This window comes from Thiohalocapsa sp. (assembly GCF_022340605.1).
Lineage (GTDB): Bacteria > Pseudomonadota > Gammaproteobacteria > Chromatiales > Chromatiaceae > Thiohalocapsa.
The window spans coordinates 24,264-40,927 of sequence record NZ_JAJDNQ010000165.1 but is presented as its reverse complement, the minus strand read 5'-3'; the positions used below and the strand labels follow the sequence as shown (position 1 = coordinate 40,927).

The following is a 16,664-nucleotide window of genomic DNA, read 5'->3' as shown; positions in this document are numbered from 1 at the left end:
CTCTAGCCGCTGCGATAGGCCAAAACTGCATGCGCGTTAACGTTTTCCGGCAGCGGCTTACTAATAAGGGCGTGCCCAGGCCCCGGCTCGGGCCGCCTCCGGCATCATTCGCCGGCCGCCCGAGCGCACGGGCGGACGGCGGAACACCGCTACGCGGCACGCGACACAGGAGCACAGAACATGAAATACCGAGACTTGCGGGACTTCATCGAGCAACTGGAGCGGCGCGGTGAGCTCAAGCGCATCCGGGTACCGGTGGACCCCAACCTGGAGGTCACCGAGATCTGTGACCGCACCCTGCGCGCCGGCGGACCGGCGCTCCTATTCGAGCGGCCGAAGGGGTCATCGATACCACTGCTGGGCAACCTGTTCGGCACGCCGCGGCGGGTGGCCCTCGGCATGGGCGAGGAGTCGGTGGAGGCGCTGCGCGAGGTGGGCCGACTGCTGGCCTTCCTGAAGCAGCCGGAACCGCCCAAGGGCATGAAGGCGGCCTTCGAGGCGCTGCCCATCTTCCGCAAGGTACTCGACATGGCACCGAAGGTGCGCCGCAGCCCGCCCTGTCAGGAGCAGGTGTTCGAGGGCGACGCGATCGACCTCGGCCGGCTGCCCATTCAGCACTGCTGGCCCGGTGACGCGGCACCGCTGATCACCTGGGGGCTGGTGGTCACCCGCGGTCCCGAAAAGCCGCGTCAGAACCTCGGCATCTATCGCATGCAGGTGCTCGGCCGCAATCGCGTCATCATGCGCTGGCTAGCGCATCGCGGCGGCGCGCAGGACTACCGCGACTGGCAGCGGCACCACCCGGACAAGCCATTCCCGGTTGCCGTCGCGCTCGGTGCCGACCCGGCCACGATCCTGGGCGCGGTGACTCCGGTGCCGGATACGCTCTCGGAGTACGCCTTCGCCGGGCTGCTGCGTGGCAGCCGCACCGAGCTCGCGAACTGCCTCGGCAGCGACCTGCAGGTGCCGGCAAGCGCCGAGATCGTGCTGGAAGGGCACCTGCACCCGGGCGACACGGCACCCGAGGGGCCGTTCGGCGACCACACCGGCTACTACAACGAGGTCGACCAATTCCCGGTATTCACCATCGAGCGCCTGACCCAGCGCCCCGACCCCATCTACCACAGCACCTACACCGGCCGCCCGCCGGACGAGCCCGCCGTCCTAGGCGTTGCGCTGAACGAGGTCTTCGTACCCATCCTGCAAAAGCAGTTCCCGGAGATCGTGGACTTCTACCTGCCCCCGGAAGGCTGCTCCTATCGCCTGGCGGTGGTGAGCATGCACAAGCAGTACCCGGGGCACGCCAAGCGCGTGATGATGGGCGTCTGGTCCTTCCTTAGGCAGTTCATGTACACCAAGTTCGTCATCGTCGTGGACGACGACGTGAACACCCGCGACTGGCGCGATGTCATCTGGGCCATGACCACACGCATGGACCCGGCCCGCGACACGGTGATGATCGAGAACACGCCCATCGACTACCTGGATTTTGCCTCGCCCGTATCGGGACTGGGCTCGAAGATCGGCTTCGACGCGACGAACAAATGGCAAGGCGAGACCTCTCGCGAATGGGGGCGGCCCATTCGCATGGACGACGCCGTCAAGGCGCGGGTGGACGCACTCTGGCCGGAACTGGGGCTCAACTGAGACCGTACCGTCGTCATCGTCTCCGGCGGGGCACTGAAGGCAAGGGAACCGGCAAGCGACGCCTTGCCGGTTCCGAGCCGCGATTCAACCCCGACCCTGAAAGGGCATGGCCGATGTCTCGCTTGCAGCTACTGCACGGTCTTGGAATTGTCGATACCGTTCGCTGTCCGGCGCGAGCGAGTGTCGCCCCGGAGGGCGACACTCCGGCCAGCCCGACCCGGGGCCGGAGTGTCGGCCTCCAGGTCGACAAGGATCAGCGCCACGGGTGGCCTTGACAGTGGCCTCGATACTTCCACATGAGTGCACTAGAAGCGCCGCGGTGAGCGCTCGGTGCGCGGCTTGGCCTCGTTGACGGTCAGCTTGCGCCCGTCGTGCACGGAGTCGTTGAGCGCCTGGATGGCATCCCCCGCCTCGGCATCGTCGGGCATGTCCACGAAGCCGAAGCCCTTGGACTGACCGGAGAACTTGTCCTTGATCACGTCCGCGCTGGCCACTTCGCCGAACTCGCTGAACATCTCCCGCAGTTGGTCATCGGTGATCGCGTATTTCAGATTGCCTACGTAGATCCGCATCGCTCTATCTCGACAGCAACCGTGCATTGCCAAGGCGAGGGCGACCATCGACCAACGCACAAATCGACGGCCGGCATACGGCGCCGTACCGGCACCGACGAACCTCGGCGCGCTCCGGGCGGGGCGGAAGGCCCCACATGCTCAGCGCACGCGCGAACAGCGAAACCACGTTTGCCGTTCCGATCTGTCTTTGCCGGAAGACCAAAGATTCAGTCCTTTCCCCGGCGAGCCGTATTCACATCATCGCCGCGCGTTCACTACCCGATGCCCACGACACAGGGGGCCATGCCACGAAATACGCGGGCACGACGCCAAAGGGTGGGAACGGGATGCTCCGATGGGCAAAAGCCAGGGAAAACGCCTGCGAGGTGCCTGCGGCGACCGCGGCGCAAGCGGCAGAGCAAAGCGGAGAGGCGGGCCAGCGGTTGTGGGTGCGCAGCGGGGGAAAGCCGACTGACGCCCGAGCCGACGGCCGGCTCCGCCGCGCGGGCGGCGCAGAGGCGGCCTTTGGGGGGTTTCCGGAATTGGAACTGAAGCCCGACCCCTTTGCGCGCTGCGACCTGCCTCGGAATCTAGTGCATAGGTTGAGGAGCGTCAACGCGGCTCGGTCGCTTTTCCATACCGCTCGTGGGGAATCCTGCCGCCTGGACGGCGCGCACCAGGTCGGCCACCGCCAAGCCCCTGCGACCCGGGGGCAATCCACGAAGCAGTCGGCCGGCATCAAGGCGGGTGATGAGCGCGGCCGCCAGCACACGGGCCACGCACCCGTAGCGCCGAGTCGAGCCCGCCTCAGGCCTTTTACCGCGACGGCCGCCGCGCGACCACCGCGCCGCGCGTCGCAGGCCCCGGTGGCCGCCGCTCAGCCGATCAATAGCTGTTGTAGTACCGGTTCTTCGCCTGCTCCTTCTCTTTTTCTTTCTCTTTTTCCTTCTCGTGCTGGTCGTAAGCGTAACCGCCGAGCGCGCCGACCGCGCTGCCGATGAGCGCGCCCTTGCCGGCATTGGCGCTGGTGGAACCGATGGCCGCGCCCGCGGCGGCGCCGGCTGCGGCGCCCGTTGCAGTGCGCGAAGCGGTCGTCCCGCCGCAACCTGCACAGACGGCGGCGGTGAGCAGGGCAGCCAGGGCGATGTTTGTTCTCATGCGTGCTGGACCTCCGGGGTCGGAAGGGGGAAAGGGCGGCTCGAACGGGCTCGAACCGCCGGCCGAAGCCTCAATCGATATTGCCCTTGGCGTGTTGGTCGAAGAGATAGCCGCCGAGGGCACCCGCACCGGCTCCGATCAGTGCACCGGCGCCGGCATTGGCGCTCAGCGAGCCGATCAGCGCACCCCCGGCGGCACCCAACAGGGCACCGCTGCCGGCCCGCTCGCCGGTGGTCGTGCCGCAGGCACTCAAGGCCAGCAGGGCGAGTGCGCAGGCGGGGATGGTAAATCGAGTTGTCATTGGAGTCACTCCGATCGGGGTTCAGCGCCTGCGCCGCTGTCAAAAGGCAGACCTACGCACGGCGCGTCTGAACAATTGCCGCGTGACCGGGCGAACGCGGGCAGGCGGCACACCGGCACAGTCTTGCGGCCGGCGCCGGCGGTCAGCGGCAGGGAAACTTGGCTGCAAGCGCCCGGACCACGCCTATCACCGGCTGCTCACCCATGAGCTTGGCGTTGTCCTTGTTGGCATTCGCCCAACTCACGAATGCCGCCTGGCCATCCGCGACCGTCGCGGTCGCCGGGTAGCAGATGAGCCGCTTCATGTTCTTGCGGCCGGTGACCTCGTCGTGATATTGCGCTGTGGCCTCGATAAACGCACGGCAGGCGAAGTCCGCCGCCGCATGCTCCGGCTGATCTGCCGGGGTCGAGCAGACCTGGTACAGATCCTCCGTCGTGTCGTAGTTGAGATCCGCGTCTTCCACGGCAGCAGCAGGCCCGGCGGCGCAGACGAGCACGCCGGCAAGCGCAAGCAAATAACGGCCCAGCATCGTCGATGACTCCTCAGGTTATCGCGGGCCCAATTCCCGCGTCGGAACGGTTGTCGTCACTACTGCGGCGCCGGCACCATCGTGCAATCCGGCCGTCGCGGCGGGGCGATTGTAGCAACGCGACAACGCCTGCCGTGTCCACCGCCGATTCCAGGTACGGCGGATGTCGTCAACGGCATCTGTGGACCGATCAAACCCGCGGGAAACAGTCCGCGAGGCCCTCGGCGAGGGTCGGATAACGCAGCGTCACGCCGAGTTCGTCCAACAGCTTGCGGTTGCTGAGCCGGCGGGACTCGCGCAGGTACGAGAGCATGCCCGCGGAGACCTTGCCGGGCGCGACCGCCAGCGGGATCTGCGGCGGTGGCGGCAGGCCTGCTGCCGCCGCCACCCGCAGGAAATAGTCGGTCATGGTGCTCGGGTGGCCGTCGCAGACGTTGTAGACCGCCCCGGTGGGGGCCTTCTCCATCGCCGCGACGCAAACCTCCGCCAGGTCCTCTGCGTGGATTCGGTTGGACCAGGGCGCTTCGGCCTCAATCACCACGGGCTGGCCGCTCCGGATGCGCGCCAGCGGCAGCCGGTCACAGGCGTAGATGCCCGCCACGCGCAGGATCACCAGCTCGGCGCCCGTCTCCCGGCTCCAGGCGCGCAGCCGCTCCTCGGCATCCCAGCGGCGCAGGGCCCGGTCCGCCGCCGGGCGCGGTGTGCGCGTCTCATCCACCCATGCGCCGTCGCAGTCGCCGTAGACGCCGGTGGTGCCGATGTACACCAGTCGCCTTGGCTGCCCGCGTGCGGCGAAGGCATCGACGAGCCTGGCCGTCAACGGATCCTCGCGACCCTCGCCCGGCGGCGGTGCCAGGTGAAACACGTCCGCGCCCGCCGTCTCCAGGGCGTCCGGCGGATCAGCGAGCAGATCCAGTTGCAGCGCTTGCACCCCGGCCGCCGGCAGCAGCGCGGCGCTCTCGGCGCTGCGCACCACGCCGGTGACGGCTGCGCCGCGCGTGGCGAGACGCGCCCCCAGCAGGCGGCCGATGTAGCCGCAGCCGATGATGATGATCACGGTGTCGCTCCTCTCTGTGCCCGGTCTGTGCCCGGTCTGTGCCCGGTCTGTGCCCTGCCGCGGCCGTTGGATATTGCCGGCGCACGCGCTTGCGGCGGTGATCGCGCGTTGCGCGACGGCTCGGCCATCACGACATGTTAATGTCATCGCCCGCTGTCGCAACACCACAGACGGCACGCCCGAGCCGGCGCCGCCGGGAGTCACACGTCATGAGCTTCATCGTCCGCACCGAGCCCGCGGGTCACGAATTCAGCGTCGAGCCGGAACAGACGCTGCTCGAGGGTGCCATTGCCCAGCGCATCGGCCTGCCCTACGGCTGCCGCGACGGCAAATGCGGCAGTTGCACCGCGCAACTCGTGGCAGGCTCGGTGCACTACCCGAGCGGCAAGACCGCGGCCCTGGAGGGCCAGCCGGCAGACGCCTGCCTCACCTGCCAGGCGGTGCCGCAGAGCGACGTCACGCTGCGGGTCGCGGAGCTTCAGACGGTCGCGGACATCGAGGTACGCATCCTGCCCTGCCGCATCGTCGAGAAGACCCGGCTCAACCACGACGTCATCCGCCTGCGCCTCAAGCTGCCGGAGGCGCAGCGGCTGCAGTTCCTGGCCGGGCAATACCTGGAGTTCATGCTCGCCGACGGCCGCAAGCGTGCCTTCTCCATTGCCAACGCGCCGCACGATGACGCCCTGATGGAGCTGCACGTGCGCCGCGTGCCGGGCGGCGAGTTCACGGACTATGTCTTCGACGAGCTGGTCGAGAAGACGGTGCTGCGCATCCAGGGCCCGCTCGGCAGCTTCGTCCTGCGGGACGAATCCACGCGTCCGCTGCTCTTCGTCGGCGGCGGCACCGGCTTCGCACCGCTGAAGGGGCTGGTAGAGCACGCCTTCCATCTCGGCGTCGAGCGCCCCATGACCCTGTACTGGGGCGTGCGCGCCGAGCGCGATCTCTACCTGCCCGAGCTGCCGCGGCAGTGGGCGGCCGAACATGCCAACTTCAGCTATGTGCCAGTCCTCTCCGAGCCCGATCACGGGTGGACCGGGCGCCGCGGATACGTGCACGAGGCGGTGCTGGAGGACCACCCGGATATCGCCGGCTACGACGTCTACATGAGCGGCCCGCCGGTCATGGTGGAGGCCGGCCGCGCCGCCTTCGAGGCACGCGGCCTGGCGCTGGACCACATGTTTTCCGACGCCTTCGAGTACGCCGCGGACAGCCCGAGCTACAAAGGCTGAGTGTGGGAGCGGCACGCTCGGTGCCGCGACCGACCGCCGGATCAGTCCCGAGCCCGCGCCGGCGCGGCAGCCGCCGGTGTGCCCGCACCCGCGGCAACCCGCAAACGCTCCCTGACCTCCGCCAACCGTTGCGCGAGCGCGGCCCCGGCCGCGTCGGCGCCCCGGTGCGGTGGACCGGTGAGCCGTTCCGCCGCAAGCAGTGTCGCGTCGAGCAGCTGGACGTCGCCCGTGGCGGCGGCGGCCGCAGCGATGGCCAATTGCTCGCGCAGCAACTGCCGCGCCGGCCCAGGCGGTGACAGCCTCGGGCCCGGCGCCCGCGCCGACCGCAGCCGGGTCGCGTCGAGCGCGAGTACTTGCAGCCAGGCCGCGAGCCGGCCGCGCTCGTCCGGCGGCAGCGCCTCGCGCAGCGGCGGCGCAGAAGTCGCCCGCGGCGCCGCGGCACCGCCGCAATCGGGGACACTTTTGGGTGGAACACTGGTGGGTGGGACACTGGTGGCCGCGCCGGGCGCATGCTGCGCCGCGGTCCGCTTCGCCAGCGCAGCCTCGGCGGCGCGCACACGCTCTATTAGTTGCCGTTGCTGCTCCTGCGCGGCAGCGATGGAGGCGCGCATCTGCGCAACCCCGCTGCGCAGATTGGTCCAATACAGCTGGGCCGTGGCGACGACGACCACCGCCAGCAGCACCAGTAGGACGGAGAGCAGGGCCAGCGGCCAGCGCGAGCGAGGACGCGGCTCGCCGGCCACCGTCACGACACCTGCGTCCCGGCGCCGGTCTCCCGGGCCAGGGCGCAGAGCGCGGCGAGCATGCCGTCATCTCCGGGCTGCGGTGCAACGGCGACGCGGGTGAAGCCCAGCCCGCGCGCCGTTTCGGCGTTGCGCGCGCTGAGCACCGCCAGCGGCAGGTCCTTGAGCCATGGCTGTTCCGCTGCCGGCACCAGCGCGAGCAGATTGTGCAGCACCTCGTCACTGGTGGCGGTGACGAAGCCGAGGGTCTGCTGCCAGGACGGCAGTTGCTCGGCCGGATCGACGCTGGGTGCGGCGCGCCGGTAGACCTCGGCGTAGGCCACGTCGGCGCCGCGCCCGGCCAGCGTGTTGCCGAGCAGCGCGCGCCCGCCCTCGCCACGCACGATCAGCACGCGCTGCCCGGCGATGGCAGTGAGTGCCGGCATGGCAAGCAGCGCCTCGCTGTCGAACCCGGCATCGGGCACCAGCGAGGGCGCCATGCCCGCGCGCTTCATGGCCGCTGCCGTCGCGCGCCCGACGGCGGCGAGCCGGGCCGGGCTCGCGTGCAGCGCATCACCGGCGAGCGCCAAGGCGCCCTCGACCGCATTGCGGCTGATGAAGACGATGCAGTCCCACGGCTCCACCAGCCGCGCCGCGGCCGCGGCGGGGTCGGTCGGCGGGCGGATGTCCACGGTGGGAAAGCGCACCGGCCGGCCGCCGGCGGCCTCCACCAGCCGGCACAGGCCATCTGCCTGCGCTGCGGGGCGGGTCACCAGCACGCCGCGGCCGGCCAGGTGGCAGTCCGCGGCATTCGCGGGAGCACTTGCGGCGGAAGCCTCGCTCATCTGTCAGACGTCTCCGCAGCCGATCCGATTCAGTCTTCGCGCAGCGCGGCGAGTATGGCATCCGCCCCCTGCGCGAGCAGATCGTCGGCGATGCGCTCGCCCAGGGCCTGCGCATCGGCGGCCGGTGCGCGGCCCTCGGCACGCAGCAGCCGCTTGCCGTCCGGCGTGCCCACCAGGCCACGCAGGTACAGCGTCTCGCCCTCGAGCACGGCATGGCCGGCGATGGGCACCTGGCAGCCACCCTGGAGCTTGGCGTTCATGGCACGTTCGGCGAGCACGCGCTGCGCCGTCTCCACGTGATGCAGCGGCTCGATTAGGGCGTGCACGCGGTCGTCGTCGCTGCGGCACTCGATGCCGATGGCGCCCTGGCCGATGGCGGGCAGGCTGTCCGCGACGGCGATTTCGGCGCGGATGCGCTCGGCGAAGCCGAGCCGCTTGAGGCCGGCGGCGGCGAGAATGATAGCGTCATACTCGCCGTCGTCGAGCTTGCGCAGCCGGGTGTTGACGTTGCCGCGCAGCGGCTCGATGCGCAGGTCCGGGCGGCGGGCGGAGAGCTGGCACTGCCGGCGCAGGCTGGAGGTGCCCACGCAGGCACCCTGCGGGAGGTCGTCGAGGCGCTCGTAGCGGTTCGACACGAAAGCGTCGAGCGGGTCCTCGCGGTCCATGATGACGGCTAGGTGCAGGCCCTCCGGGAAGTCCACCGGCACGTCCTTCATGGAGTGCACGGCGATGTCCGCGGTGCCCTCCAACATGCCCTGCTCCAACTCCTTGACGAACAGGCCCTTGCCGCCGACCTTTGCCAGGGGTGCGTCGAGAATCTTGTCGCCGCGCGTGGTCATTCCGACGATCTCGACCTCGAGGTCGGGATGCAGCCGGGACAGGATGGCCGCGGCGTGCTCGGCCTGCCACATCGCGAGGGGAGACTTGCGGGTGGCGATCTTCAGGGTTTCGGGCATGAGCTGAGTCCGGGGAGATACGTTTGTCTGGTTGAAGGTTGGGGGTCGGATCGGGGCTGCGACGGCGGCGGACGACGCGCGGCGGGTCAACCGTGCCGCAGAAAGCGCCGAATCTCGGGCAGATGGCGGCGGCTCACCGGCAAGCGCTCCTCACAGCCGGCGAGCACGGCGAGACTGGCACCGTCGGCGGCCTTCTCCAGGCCGACGAGTTGCTCCACGGCCACCAGGGCGTTGCGGTGGATGCGCACGAAGCGGTCCGGGAACTCCTGCTCCAGGGACTTCAAGGATTCATCGATGAGCATCCGCCCGCCCGCGTGCCGCACGGTGACGTATTTCTGCTCCGCCAGCAGGTAGAGCACGTCCTCGATGAGCACAGTCTGCACGCCGCCGCGGTAATGCGCGCTCAGGTGCCGGCGCCGTGCGTCCTCCTCGCTGTGTCCGGTGAGGACGCGTTGCGGCCGCGTCGTGCGTGGCAAGCGCTCCAGGGTCGCCTGCAGGCGCTCGCGGCGCACCGGCTTGACGAGGTAGTCCGCGACGTTGTGCTCGAAGGCGTCCAGGGCGTAATCCGGGTACGCGGTCACCAGCACCACGGCCGGCGGCGGGTCCAGCTCCGCCAGTGCGGCGGCCGCATCAAGGCCGCACATGCCCGGCATCTTCTGGTCCAGCAGCACCACGTCCGCGTCGGTCTCGCGCGCCGCCATCACCGCATCTTCGCCGTTGGCCGCCTCGCCGACCACGGTGAAACTGTCGCCAAGCTCCTCGATCAGACGCCGCAGGCGCTCCCGCGCAGGTGCCTCGTCGTCCACGAGCAGGATCTTCATGACTGCCTCCATGGGTAGGGGAAGACCAGCCGCACCAGATAATCGCCATCCACGAGTGAGCGCGTGACCCGCGCCTCCCCGGGGAACATGGCCTCCATCCGCTGCGATACATTCTGCAGCGCCATCCCGCTGCCCTTGTGCCGGCGCACGCTGTCCGAGGAGCGCGGCAGGGTGTTACGGATGCTCAGGTTCACCGCACCGCGGCGATAGCGGCCGACGATGCGGATCTCACCGGGCTCCGTCGATGGCTGAATACCATGGTAAACCGCATTCTCCACCAAGGGTTGCAGGATCAGGGGCGGCACCGGCGCATCGCCGGGCAGATCATCCAGGTCCCACACCACTCGCATACGGTCGCCCAGGCGCTGGGCCTCGATGTTCAGGTAGCGATGCGCCAGCTCCAGCTCCTCCGCCAGGGTCGTGCGGTCCGTCTCGGTGGCGAGCGATGCCCGGAACAGGTCGGCCAGATCTTCCACCACCTCCTCGGCGAGGCGCGGGTCCGTCTGGGTGAGACTGGCAATGGTATTCATGCTGTTGAAGAGAAAGTGCGGCCTGATGCGCGCCTGGAGCGTCTTGAACCTGGCGTTCGCCACCGCCTCCACCTGCCCGCGCCACTGCTGATGCAGGTAAAGGTACCGTAACATCAGGGCGCCGACGATGGCCGAAATCAGCCCGGCACGAATCAGCAGGCCGCGTGCGCCGTCGTCGGGGAAAAGTCCGGCGCCCTCGCCCCAGGGCACGAGCACGGTGCAGAGATATGCAACGGCCATGGCGCTGGCGACGATGAGGCCGAGGGCCACGGCCACGGCGGCGACACCGGAAAGCCGGCGCAGCGGACTGCCCAGCAGGCAGAGCAGGCTCGCGGCGAGCAGCACGATACCGAGCACCAGCAGCGACAACGGCCCAAGCCGCGCCCAGAAGCCTACGAGCGGGCTCGAGTCGGCCAACGCCAGCAGCACCGCGAGCAACTCGCCATAAAGCACCACCCCGAGCGCCACGGGGACGCTGCAGAAATCCGGCAATAGGGAGGGCGGGCGCGGTGGGGCGGCGTCTGCTGCCGTCCGGTTCGGACGGCGCGGCGGCATGCTCATGTAGGTGGGATCCGTGTAAAATCGGGGTTTGGCTGATCGCCTGGGGCACGCCGGCGGCATGATGCCGGATGACAGCCCGCCAATCTACCAGCTTCGACGCCCCTCCCGCGCCCCGCGCTCAGATCCCGCCAATGCCCCCCATGTCCTCCCCGCATCCCGCCAAGTTCCCATACCGAATGCCCCTATGAACCACTCCGCCGTCAAACCTTGGGCCGGGCGCTTCGGCGAGCCCACCGACGCCTTCGTCGAGGCATTCACCGCCTCGGTGGGCTTCGACCGTCGGCTCTATCGGCAGGACATCGCCGGCTCCATCGCGCACGCCCGCATGCTGGCCAGGCAGGGCATCCTGGGCGGGAAGGAGCGCGACGCCATAGTCGCCGGGCTCGAGCGCATCCGCGTGAACATCGAGGCGGGCACCTTCCACTGGTCCGAAGCGCTCGAAGATGTGCACATGAACATCGAGACGGCGCTCACCGCGGACATCGGCGACGCCGGCAAGCGCCTGCACACCGGCCGCTCGCGCAACGACCAGGTGGCCACGGATATCCGGCTCTGGCTGCGCGAGGAGATCGACGCCATGCTCGCCGGCATCGATGCGCTGGTGTCGGCACTGCTCGACCTCGCCGAGCGCGAGGCGGACAGTGTCATGCCGGGCTTCACGCATCTGCAGGTGGCGCAACCCATTACCTTCGGCCACCACATGATGGCCTGGGTAGAGATGCTGGAACGTGATGCCGGTCGCTTCGCCGACTGCCGCCGGCGCGCCAACGTGATGCCGCTGGGCGCCGCCGCGCTGGCGGGCACCAGCTATCCCATCGACCGCGGGCAGACGGCGGCGGAGCTCGGCTTCGACCGGCCGGCGGAAAACTCCCTGGATGCCGTCTCCGACCGCGACTTCGCCATCGAATTCACCGCCGCCGCGGCCATCACGATGATGCACCTGTCGCGCTTCTCCGAAGAGCTGATCCTCTGGTCCTCGTCGCAATTCGGCTTCGTCGAGCTGTCCGATGCCTATTGCACGGGCTCCTCGATCATGCCGCAGAAGAAGAACCCGGACGTCCCTGAGCTGGTGCGGGGCAAGACCGGGCGCATCTTCGGCCACCTGATGGCCCTGCTGACACTGATGAAGGGCCAGCCGCTCGCGTACAACAAGGATAACCAGGAGGACAAGGAGCCCCTGTTCGATACCGCCGACAACCTGCGCGGGGCGCTCAGGGTGTTCGCGGGCATGATGGGGCACGTCACCTGCAACCGCGAGCGCATGCGCGCCGCCGCGAGCCAGGGCTTCGCCACCGCCACCGACCTCGCCGACTACCTGGTCCGCCAGGGCATCCCGTTCCGCGACGCGCACGAGGTGGTGGGCAAGGCGGTCGCCTACGGCGTGCAGCAGGGCCGAGACCTCGCCGAGCTGAGCCTCGAGGAACTGCGCCGCTTCTCCCCCGCCATCGGCGACGATGTCTATGCCGTGCTGACGCTGGAGGGCGCCGTCAATGCCCGCAACCATCTCGGGGGCACGGCACCCGAGCAGGTGCGCGCGGCCATCGCCCGCAAGCGCGCGGCCAGACAGGCGGCGGCACAACCACCCAATTCGGCATGAGCAAGCGGACCGCAACCGCTGCGGGGACTGTAACTGTGCGCCGTGTCACAGTCGTTCCCGCCATGTCCCTCGATGCTCGCATCCTGACGCAGGAGCCCGCGTCATGCCCGACAGCCTCGACGAGCTGAGCGACCGCCTCCTCGCCTTTGCGCGGGCGCGCGATTGGGAGCAGTTCCAGTCGCCGAAGAACCTGTCCATGGCCCTGGCCGGCGAGGCCGGCGAGCTACTGGAGCACTTCCAGTGGCTCACCGAGGAGCAAAGCGCCAGCCTCAGTCCCGAGAAGCGCCGCGATGTCGCCCATGAGTTGGCCGACATCCTGAGTTATCTGTTGCGGCTCGCGGAACGGCTCGACATCGATCTCATTGCCGCCACGGACGAGAAGATCGCAATCAACGAGCGGCGCTATCCCGCGGACAAGGTGCGCGGCGACGCGCGGCGTGCGTGCGACTATGAGGATTGAGGGGTGGATTGAGGGTGGCGATCGTGCATGACCGCAACGGGAGGACCGGGGTAATGTATGAGATTCCCCTACAATTTATACCTGATCTAAGGAGCAAGCCATGAGTGTCGACGCCGTGATCGCGCAATGCCCCGTGTTCGACGGCGTCGGGCTGAAACGGGCCCGCTCCATCCTCGCCGGGGCGGAACGGCGAACCATCGGTGCCGGCGAGATCCTGATCGACGAGGGCGTGCCCAACGAGTACCTGCACCTGCTGGTCTCTGGGCGCCTGCGGGTCATGCTGCCGGTCAACGACATGCGCTTTCGCCCCGTCCACATCGCGGACCTGGAGCCCGGTGCCATCGCCGGCGAGTATTCCGCCTTCGACAAGCGCAACGCCTCGGCACGCGTCACTGCCGTGGAGCGCACCGAGTTGCTCTCGATGCGGGGTGAGGACTTCACGGCGGCCCTCGAGCAGGACCCCGAAACCGCCAAGCAGGTCTATCGCAACTTGCTGGAGTTGCTCATCGAGCGGCTGCGCGCGAAGGACGCCGAGGTCGACCTGATCGTGCCAATTTGATCGCCGCGGGCTTTTATCCTTACGGAATGATCAGCCGCATGCCGAGCGTGAGGTCGTCGGGGCCGTCGAGCACGTCCCGATTCGCATCGAAGATGCGCTGCCACGCGCTCGCGTCTCCGTAGACCTTGGCGGCAATACGTGACAGCGTGTCCTCGGCACGCACCTCGTAGACCACCGTGTTGCCACCGGCAGCGGGGGCATTACCGACCTTCTTCACGCCACCACCACCCCGGGCGTTCGCCTTGGCGCTCTGGAGCGACCAGTCACCGACAGGCGTCGCCGTGCCGGCACGCGCGACCGTTGCCTCCAGCCGGGTGTCGAGCTCCAGCACCCGCTGCAGGGCCTGCGCCTGGCGCTCCTTGGCGTTCGCCAACTCCAGCGACAGGCGCTGGTTCTCGGTGCGCACCCGCGCGTGAGCCTCTTCCAGCGCCGCATGAAGCTTCTCGGCCTTGTCCGCCCGCAACACGGCCTCCTCGACGGTGAGCTGCTGCTGCTTGAGCCGCGCCTCCAACTGCGCCACTTGGGCTTCCAGTAGCTCGACATTGGCGCGCGCCTCCGCCAGTTGTCGCTGCACATCGGCAAGCCGGGCTTCGGCATGATCCGCCGGACTGATCGCGGCCCCGGCTTCGGTATCGGCGAGGCGCACTTCCAACCGCTCGGCGAGCTTGGCCAGCCGTGTCGCCTGGGCATCCAGCTTCTCGGCGAGTCCCGCCTGAGCTTCAAGTCCGCGCAGTCGCGCGGAGAGGGCCGCGTTCTCGCGGGTCAGACGCTCGCGCTCCGCCAGCAACTGTTGGCGACTTGCGTCGGCCATCGGCGGCGGCGTCGCCGCGACATCTGCCTGCTCGGGCTTGGCCGCATAGAGCGCAATGGCCGACATGGCACCGAGCACGACCAGCCCCGCTGCCGCAAGCCGCCAGCGCGTGAACCTTGCGGTCGCAGATGGTTTCGCGTTCGGAGGATAGGCCGCGGTCGGTCGCGCTGCGTTCATGTCCATCACTGTGCGCTCTGTACCGGGCGGCACCGAGGCCACGGGTATCCTGGCGGAGAATCGGCCCGGAAGACGGTGGTGGCCGCCCGCCGCATTCGCGTCAGCGGCAGCCGGCGGACCCGGCGCCACGGCTCGCCCCGCCGCCGGGACGGCGCATGCGCGCTGGCCCTGCTGGCGCGCGAACCGCCGGCGATGGCGCCGCCAGCGGCGGTAAGGCCTAAATGATGGCGGGCATCAACCTTGGAGCCGGGCAACGGCGTTGGGCAGTCTTCCGACCAACGCCCGCGCGGCACCCAACAGCCGCGTCCATGGGCGCTTCGTGGATCGCCAGCGCAGCCGGTAGAGGTCCCGCCGGCCGCGGGCCTCCAGCAGATAGTCATCGCTGGTGGTGAGCTCGTCCACCAACCCGAGCGCGAGCGCTTGTTCGCCGTGCCAGTACTCACCGGTGGCGACCTTGTCGAGATCCAAGCCCTTACGGTACTCCCGAATGAAATCCTTGAACAGTTGGTGAATTCCCTCGATCTGCTCACGCAGTTTGGCGCGACCCTCGTCGGTGTTCTCGCCGAAAAGCGTCAGCGTACGCTTGTACTCGCCGGCGGTGAGCTGCTCGAAGTCGATGCCACGGTGCTCCAGCCAGCGGTGGAAGTTGGGCAACTGCGCCACGACGCCGATGGAGCCGACGATGGCGAAGGGGGCGGCGAGGATGCGGTTGGCGACACAGGCCATGAGATAGCCGCCGCTGGCGGCCACCCGGTCGACGGCGACGGTCAGCGGAATGCCGCGCGCACGGATGCGCAGCAACTGCGAGGCGGCAAGCCCGTGCTCGTGCACCGCACCGCCGGCGTTGTCGAGGCGCACCAGCACCTCATCGTCCCCGCTCGCCTCCTGCAGCAGCGCCGAGACGGTCTCGCGCAGCCCGCTCACCTCGCTGGCCATCAGGTCGCCGTGGAAGTCCAGCACGAAGAGTCGCGGTCGCTCGGCCTCGTCGGCCTTGGCGCGGAGCTTCTCCGCCTTGCGCTCCGCCTTGAGCCAGCGCTTGTAGGCCTTCGGCGGCTGGGTCGCGTGCTTCAGGGCCTCGGCCACGTCCGTATAGCGATCATTGAGGTTGACGACTTCGAGCCGCCCGCCATCGTGCGCCAGCGCGCCGCCGTGGCGCGCGCGCAGCAACAGTACGACGAAGAGGCCGAACAGCGCGAACAGCGTCAATATCTTGGCGGTGAACAGGCCGTATTCGATGAGGGCTTCGGTCAAGGCTCGGGTTCCTGGGCGTCAGACGGCGATGGGGGCGCGGATGGCCGGATGGGGCTCGTAGCCGTCAATGCCGAAGTCGTCGAAATCGTAGTCGAACAGGGACGGTGGACGGCGGCGCAGCTCCAACCTGGGCAAGGGCCGGGGCTCCCGCGCCAATTGGGCGTAGACGATGTCGTCGGTGAGATGGTTGCGGTACAGGTGCAAGTCACCAAAGGTATGCACGAATTCCCCGGGCGCCAGCGCGCACTGCTGCGCCACCAGGTGCGTCAGCAGCGCATAGCTCGCAATGTTGAACGGCACCCCCAGGAACAGATCGGCGCTGCGCTGGTAGAGCTGGCAGGACAGTCGTCCTTGCTGCACGTAGAACTGGAACAGGCAGTGGCAGGGCGCGAGCGCCATGCGCCCACGGGCGGCGTTCTCGGACGGAGCCAGCTCGGGGTCCGGCAGGTCCGCCGGATTCCAGGCCGACACCACCAGGCGGCGCGAGTCCGGGTCCCGCCGAATGTTGTCCACGAGCTCCGCGAGCTGATCGATGCTGCGCCCATCGGGTGCCGGCCAGCTCCGCCACTGGCGGCCGTAGATGGGGCCGAGCTCACCGTCCGCCGCGGCCCATTCGTCCCAGATGGTCACGCCGCGCTCGTTGAGCCAGTTGTTGTCGGTCGAGCCGGACAGGAACCACAGCAGCTCGTAGATGACGCTCTTGACGTGCACCCGCTTGGTGGTCAGCAGCGGAAACCCTTGGCCCAAGTCGAAGCGCACCTGGCGACCGAACACCGAGCGGGTGCCGACGCCGGTGCGGTCGGCCTTGTCGATGCCGTTATCGATGACGTCGCGGAGCAGGGCGAGATATTGCTGCATCGGGGCTCGGCGTGGTGAGGCGCCAAGGTCGGCGCACCTTC

The 16,664-nt window shown here is 68.9% G+C and carries 18 protein-coding genes; 5 read left to right on the top strand and 13 right to left on the bottom strand.

What is annotated here, in order from left to right; translation table 11 throughout:
• The first annotated feature begins 180 nt into the window (after positions 1–180).
• Positions 181–1,647 (top strand): 4-hydroxy-3-polyprenylbenzoate decarboxylase, encoded by a 1,467-nt coding sequence (gene ubiD / locus LJE69_RS20480; RefSeq protein WP_296927923.1) that lies wholly within the window; start codon positions 181–183, stop codon positions 1,645–1,647.
• A 305-nt stretch (positions 1,648–1,952) separates the two neighbouring features.
• Here the strand turns inward: ubiD and LJE69_RS20475 are convergent, their stop codons facing one another.
• The 5 genes from LJE69_RS20475 to LJE69_RS20455 all read right to left on the bottom strand — a co-directional run bounded on the left by LJE69_RS20475 (position 1,953) and on the right by LJE69_RS20455 (position 5,246).
• Complete coding sequence (locus tag LJE69_RS20475; RefSeq protein ID WP_296927922.1) at positions 1,953–2,219, bottom strand: RNA-binding protein; 267 nt, start codon at positions 2,217–2,219, stop codon at positions 1,953–1,955.
• 867 nt (positions 2,220–3,086) lie between these two features.
• The gene (locus LJE69_RS20470) at positions 3,087–3,359 is read right to left on the bottom strand and encodes a glycine zipper domain-containing protein (RefSeq protein ID WP_296927921.1); all 273 of its coding nucleotides are present in this window, start codon (positions 3,357–3,359) and stop codon (positions 3,087–3,089) included.
• Positions 3,360–3,429: 70 nt separating this feature from the next.
• Complete coding sequence (locus LJE69_RS20465) at positions 3,430–3,660, bottom strand: YMGG-like glycine zipper-containing protein (RefSeq protein ID WP_296927920.1); 231 nt, start codon at positions 3,658–3,660, stop codon at positions 3,430–3,432.
• Between the two features lie 142 nt (positions 3,661–3,802).
• Entirely contained in the window at positions 3,803–4,189 is a 387-nt protein-coding gene (locus tag LJE69_RS20460; RefSeq protein WP_296927919.1) for a Rap1a/Tai family immunity protein, read from the bottom strand.
• A 190-nt stretch (positions 4,190–4,379) separates the two neighbouring features.
• A complete protein-coding gene (locus tag LJE69_RS20455; protein WP_296927918.1) occupies positions 4,380–5,246 on the bottom strand; it encodes an NAD-dependent epimerase/dehydratase family protein in 867 nt (288 codons plus the stop codon).
• Positions 5,247–5,455: 209 nt separating this feature from the next.
• On the opposite strand from LJE69_RS20455, the gene LJE69_RS20450 reads away from it, so the two are divergent.
• Positions 5,456–6,475, top strand: coding sequence for a CDP-6-deoxy-delta-3,4-glucoseen reductase (locus LJE69_RS20450; protein ID WP_296927917.1), 1,020 nt, complete (start codon positions 5,456–5,458; stop codon positions 6,473–6,475).
• A 41-nt stretch (positions 6,476–6,516) separates the two neighbouring features.
• Here LJE69_RS20450 and LJE69_RS20445 read toward each other — a convergent pair whose 3' ends face one another.
• The 5 genes from LJE69_RS20445 to LJE69_RS20425 all read right to left on the bottom strand — a co-directional run bounded on the left by LJE69_RS20445 (position 6,517) and on the right by LJE69_RS20425 (position 10,910).
• On the bottom strand, positions 6,517–7,158 hold the full coding sequence (locus tag LJE69_RS20445) for a hypothetical protein (protein ID WP_296927916.1): 642 nt from the start codon (positions 7,156–7,158) through the stop codon (positions 6,517–6,519).
• A 62-nt stretch (positions 7,159–7,220) separates the two neighbouring features.
• On the bottom strand, positions 7,221–8,042 hold the full coding sequence (locus tag LJE69_RS20440; protein ID WP_296927915.1) for a uroporphyrinogen-III synthase: 822 nt from the start codon (positions 8,040–8,042) through the stop codon (positions 7,221–7,223).
• Between the two features lie 29 nt (positions 8,043–8,071).
• Positions 8,072–8,998, bottom strand: a complete 927-nt coding sequence (gene hemC / locus LJE69_RS20435; RefSeq protein WP_296927914.1) for a hydroxymethylbilane synthase — start codon at positions 8,996–8,998, stop codon at positions 8,072–8,074.
• A gap of 86 nt (positions 8,999–9,084) precedes the next feature.
• A complete protein-coding gene (locus tag LJE69_RS20430) occupies positions 9,085–9,819 on the bottom strand; it encodes a LytTR family DNA-binding domain-containing protein (RefSeq protein WP_296927913.1) in 735 nt (244 codons plus the stop codon).
• Complete coding sequence (locus LJE69_RS20425; RefSeq protein WP_296927912.1) at positions 9,816–10,910, bottom strand: sensor histidine kinase; 1,095 nt, start codon at positions 10,908–10,910, stop codon at positions 9,816–9,818. The genes LJE69_RS20430 and LJE69_RS20425 overlap by 4 nt, the downstream gene beginning before the upstream one ends.
• Positions 10,911–11,094: 184 nt before the next feature.
• Between LJE69_RS20425 and argH the strand changes: the two genes are divergently transcribed.
• The 3 genes from argH to LJE69_RS20410 all read left to right on the top strand — a co-directional run bounded on the left by argH (position 11,095) and on the right by LJE69_RS20410 (position 13,526).
• Positions 11,095–12,507 carry an argininosuccinate lyase gene (gene argH / locus LJE69_RS20420; protein ID WP_296927911.1) on the top strand — a complete coding sequence of 471 codons (1,413 nt, stop codon included), beginning with the start codon at positions 11,095–11,097 and terminating at the stop codon, positions 12,505–12,507.
• Positions 12,508–12,610: 103 nt separating this feature from the next.
• Complete coding sequence (locus tag LJE69_RS20415) at positions 12,611–12,967, top strand: nucleotide pyrophosphohydrolase (protein ID WP_296927910.1); 357 nt, start codon at positions 12,611–12,613, stop codon at positions 12,965–12,967.
• Positions 12,968–13,067: 100 nt separating this feature from the next.
• A complete protein-coding gene (locus LJE69_RS20410; RefSeq protein ID WP_296927909.1) occupies positions 13,068–13,526 on the top strand; it encodes a Crp/Fnr family transcriptional regulator in 459 nt (152 codons plus the stop codon).
• Positions 13,527–13,545: 19 nt separating this feature from the next.
• On the opposite strand, the gene LJE69_RS20405 is transcribed toward LJE69_RS20410, so the two are convergent.
• The 3 genes from LJE69_RS20405 to LJE69_RS20395 form a co-directional block, all read right to left on the bottom strand.
• Complete coding sequence (locus LJE69_RS20405) at positions 13,546–14,403, bottom strand: LysM peptidoglycan-binding domain-containing protein (RefSeq protein ID WP_296927908.1); 858 nt, start codon at positions 14,401–14,403, stop codon at positions 13,546–13,548.
• Between the two features lie 345 nt (positions 14,404–14,748).
• Positions 14,749–15,765, bottom strand: coding sequence for a protease SohB (gene sohB, locus LJE69_RS20400; protein WP_296927907.1), 1,017 nt, complete (start codon positions 15,763–15,765; stop codon positions 14,749–14,751).
• A gap of 18 nt (positions 15,766–15,783) precedes the next feature.
• Positions 15,784–16,623, bottom strand: a complete 840-nt coding sequence (locus tag LJE69_RS20395; protein ID WP_296927906.1) for a thymidylate synthase — start codon at positions 16,621–16,623, stop codon at positions 15,784–15,786.
• Positions 16,624–16,664 lie beyond the last annotated feature (41 nt).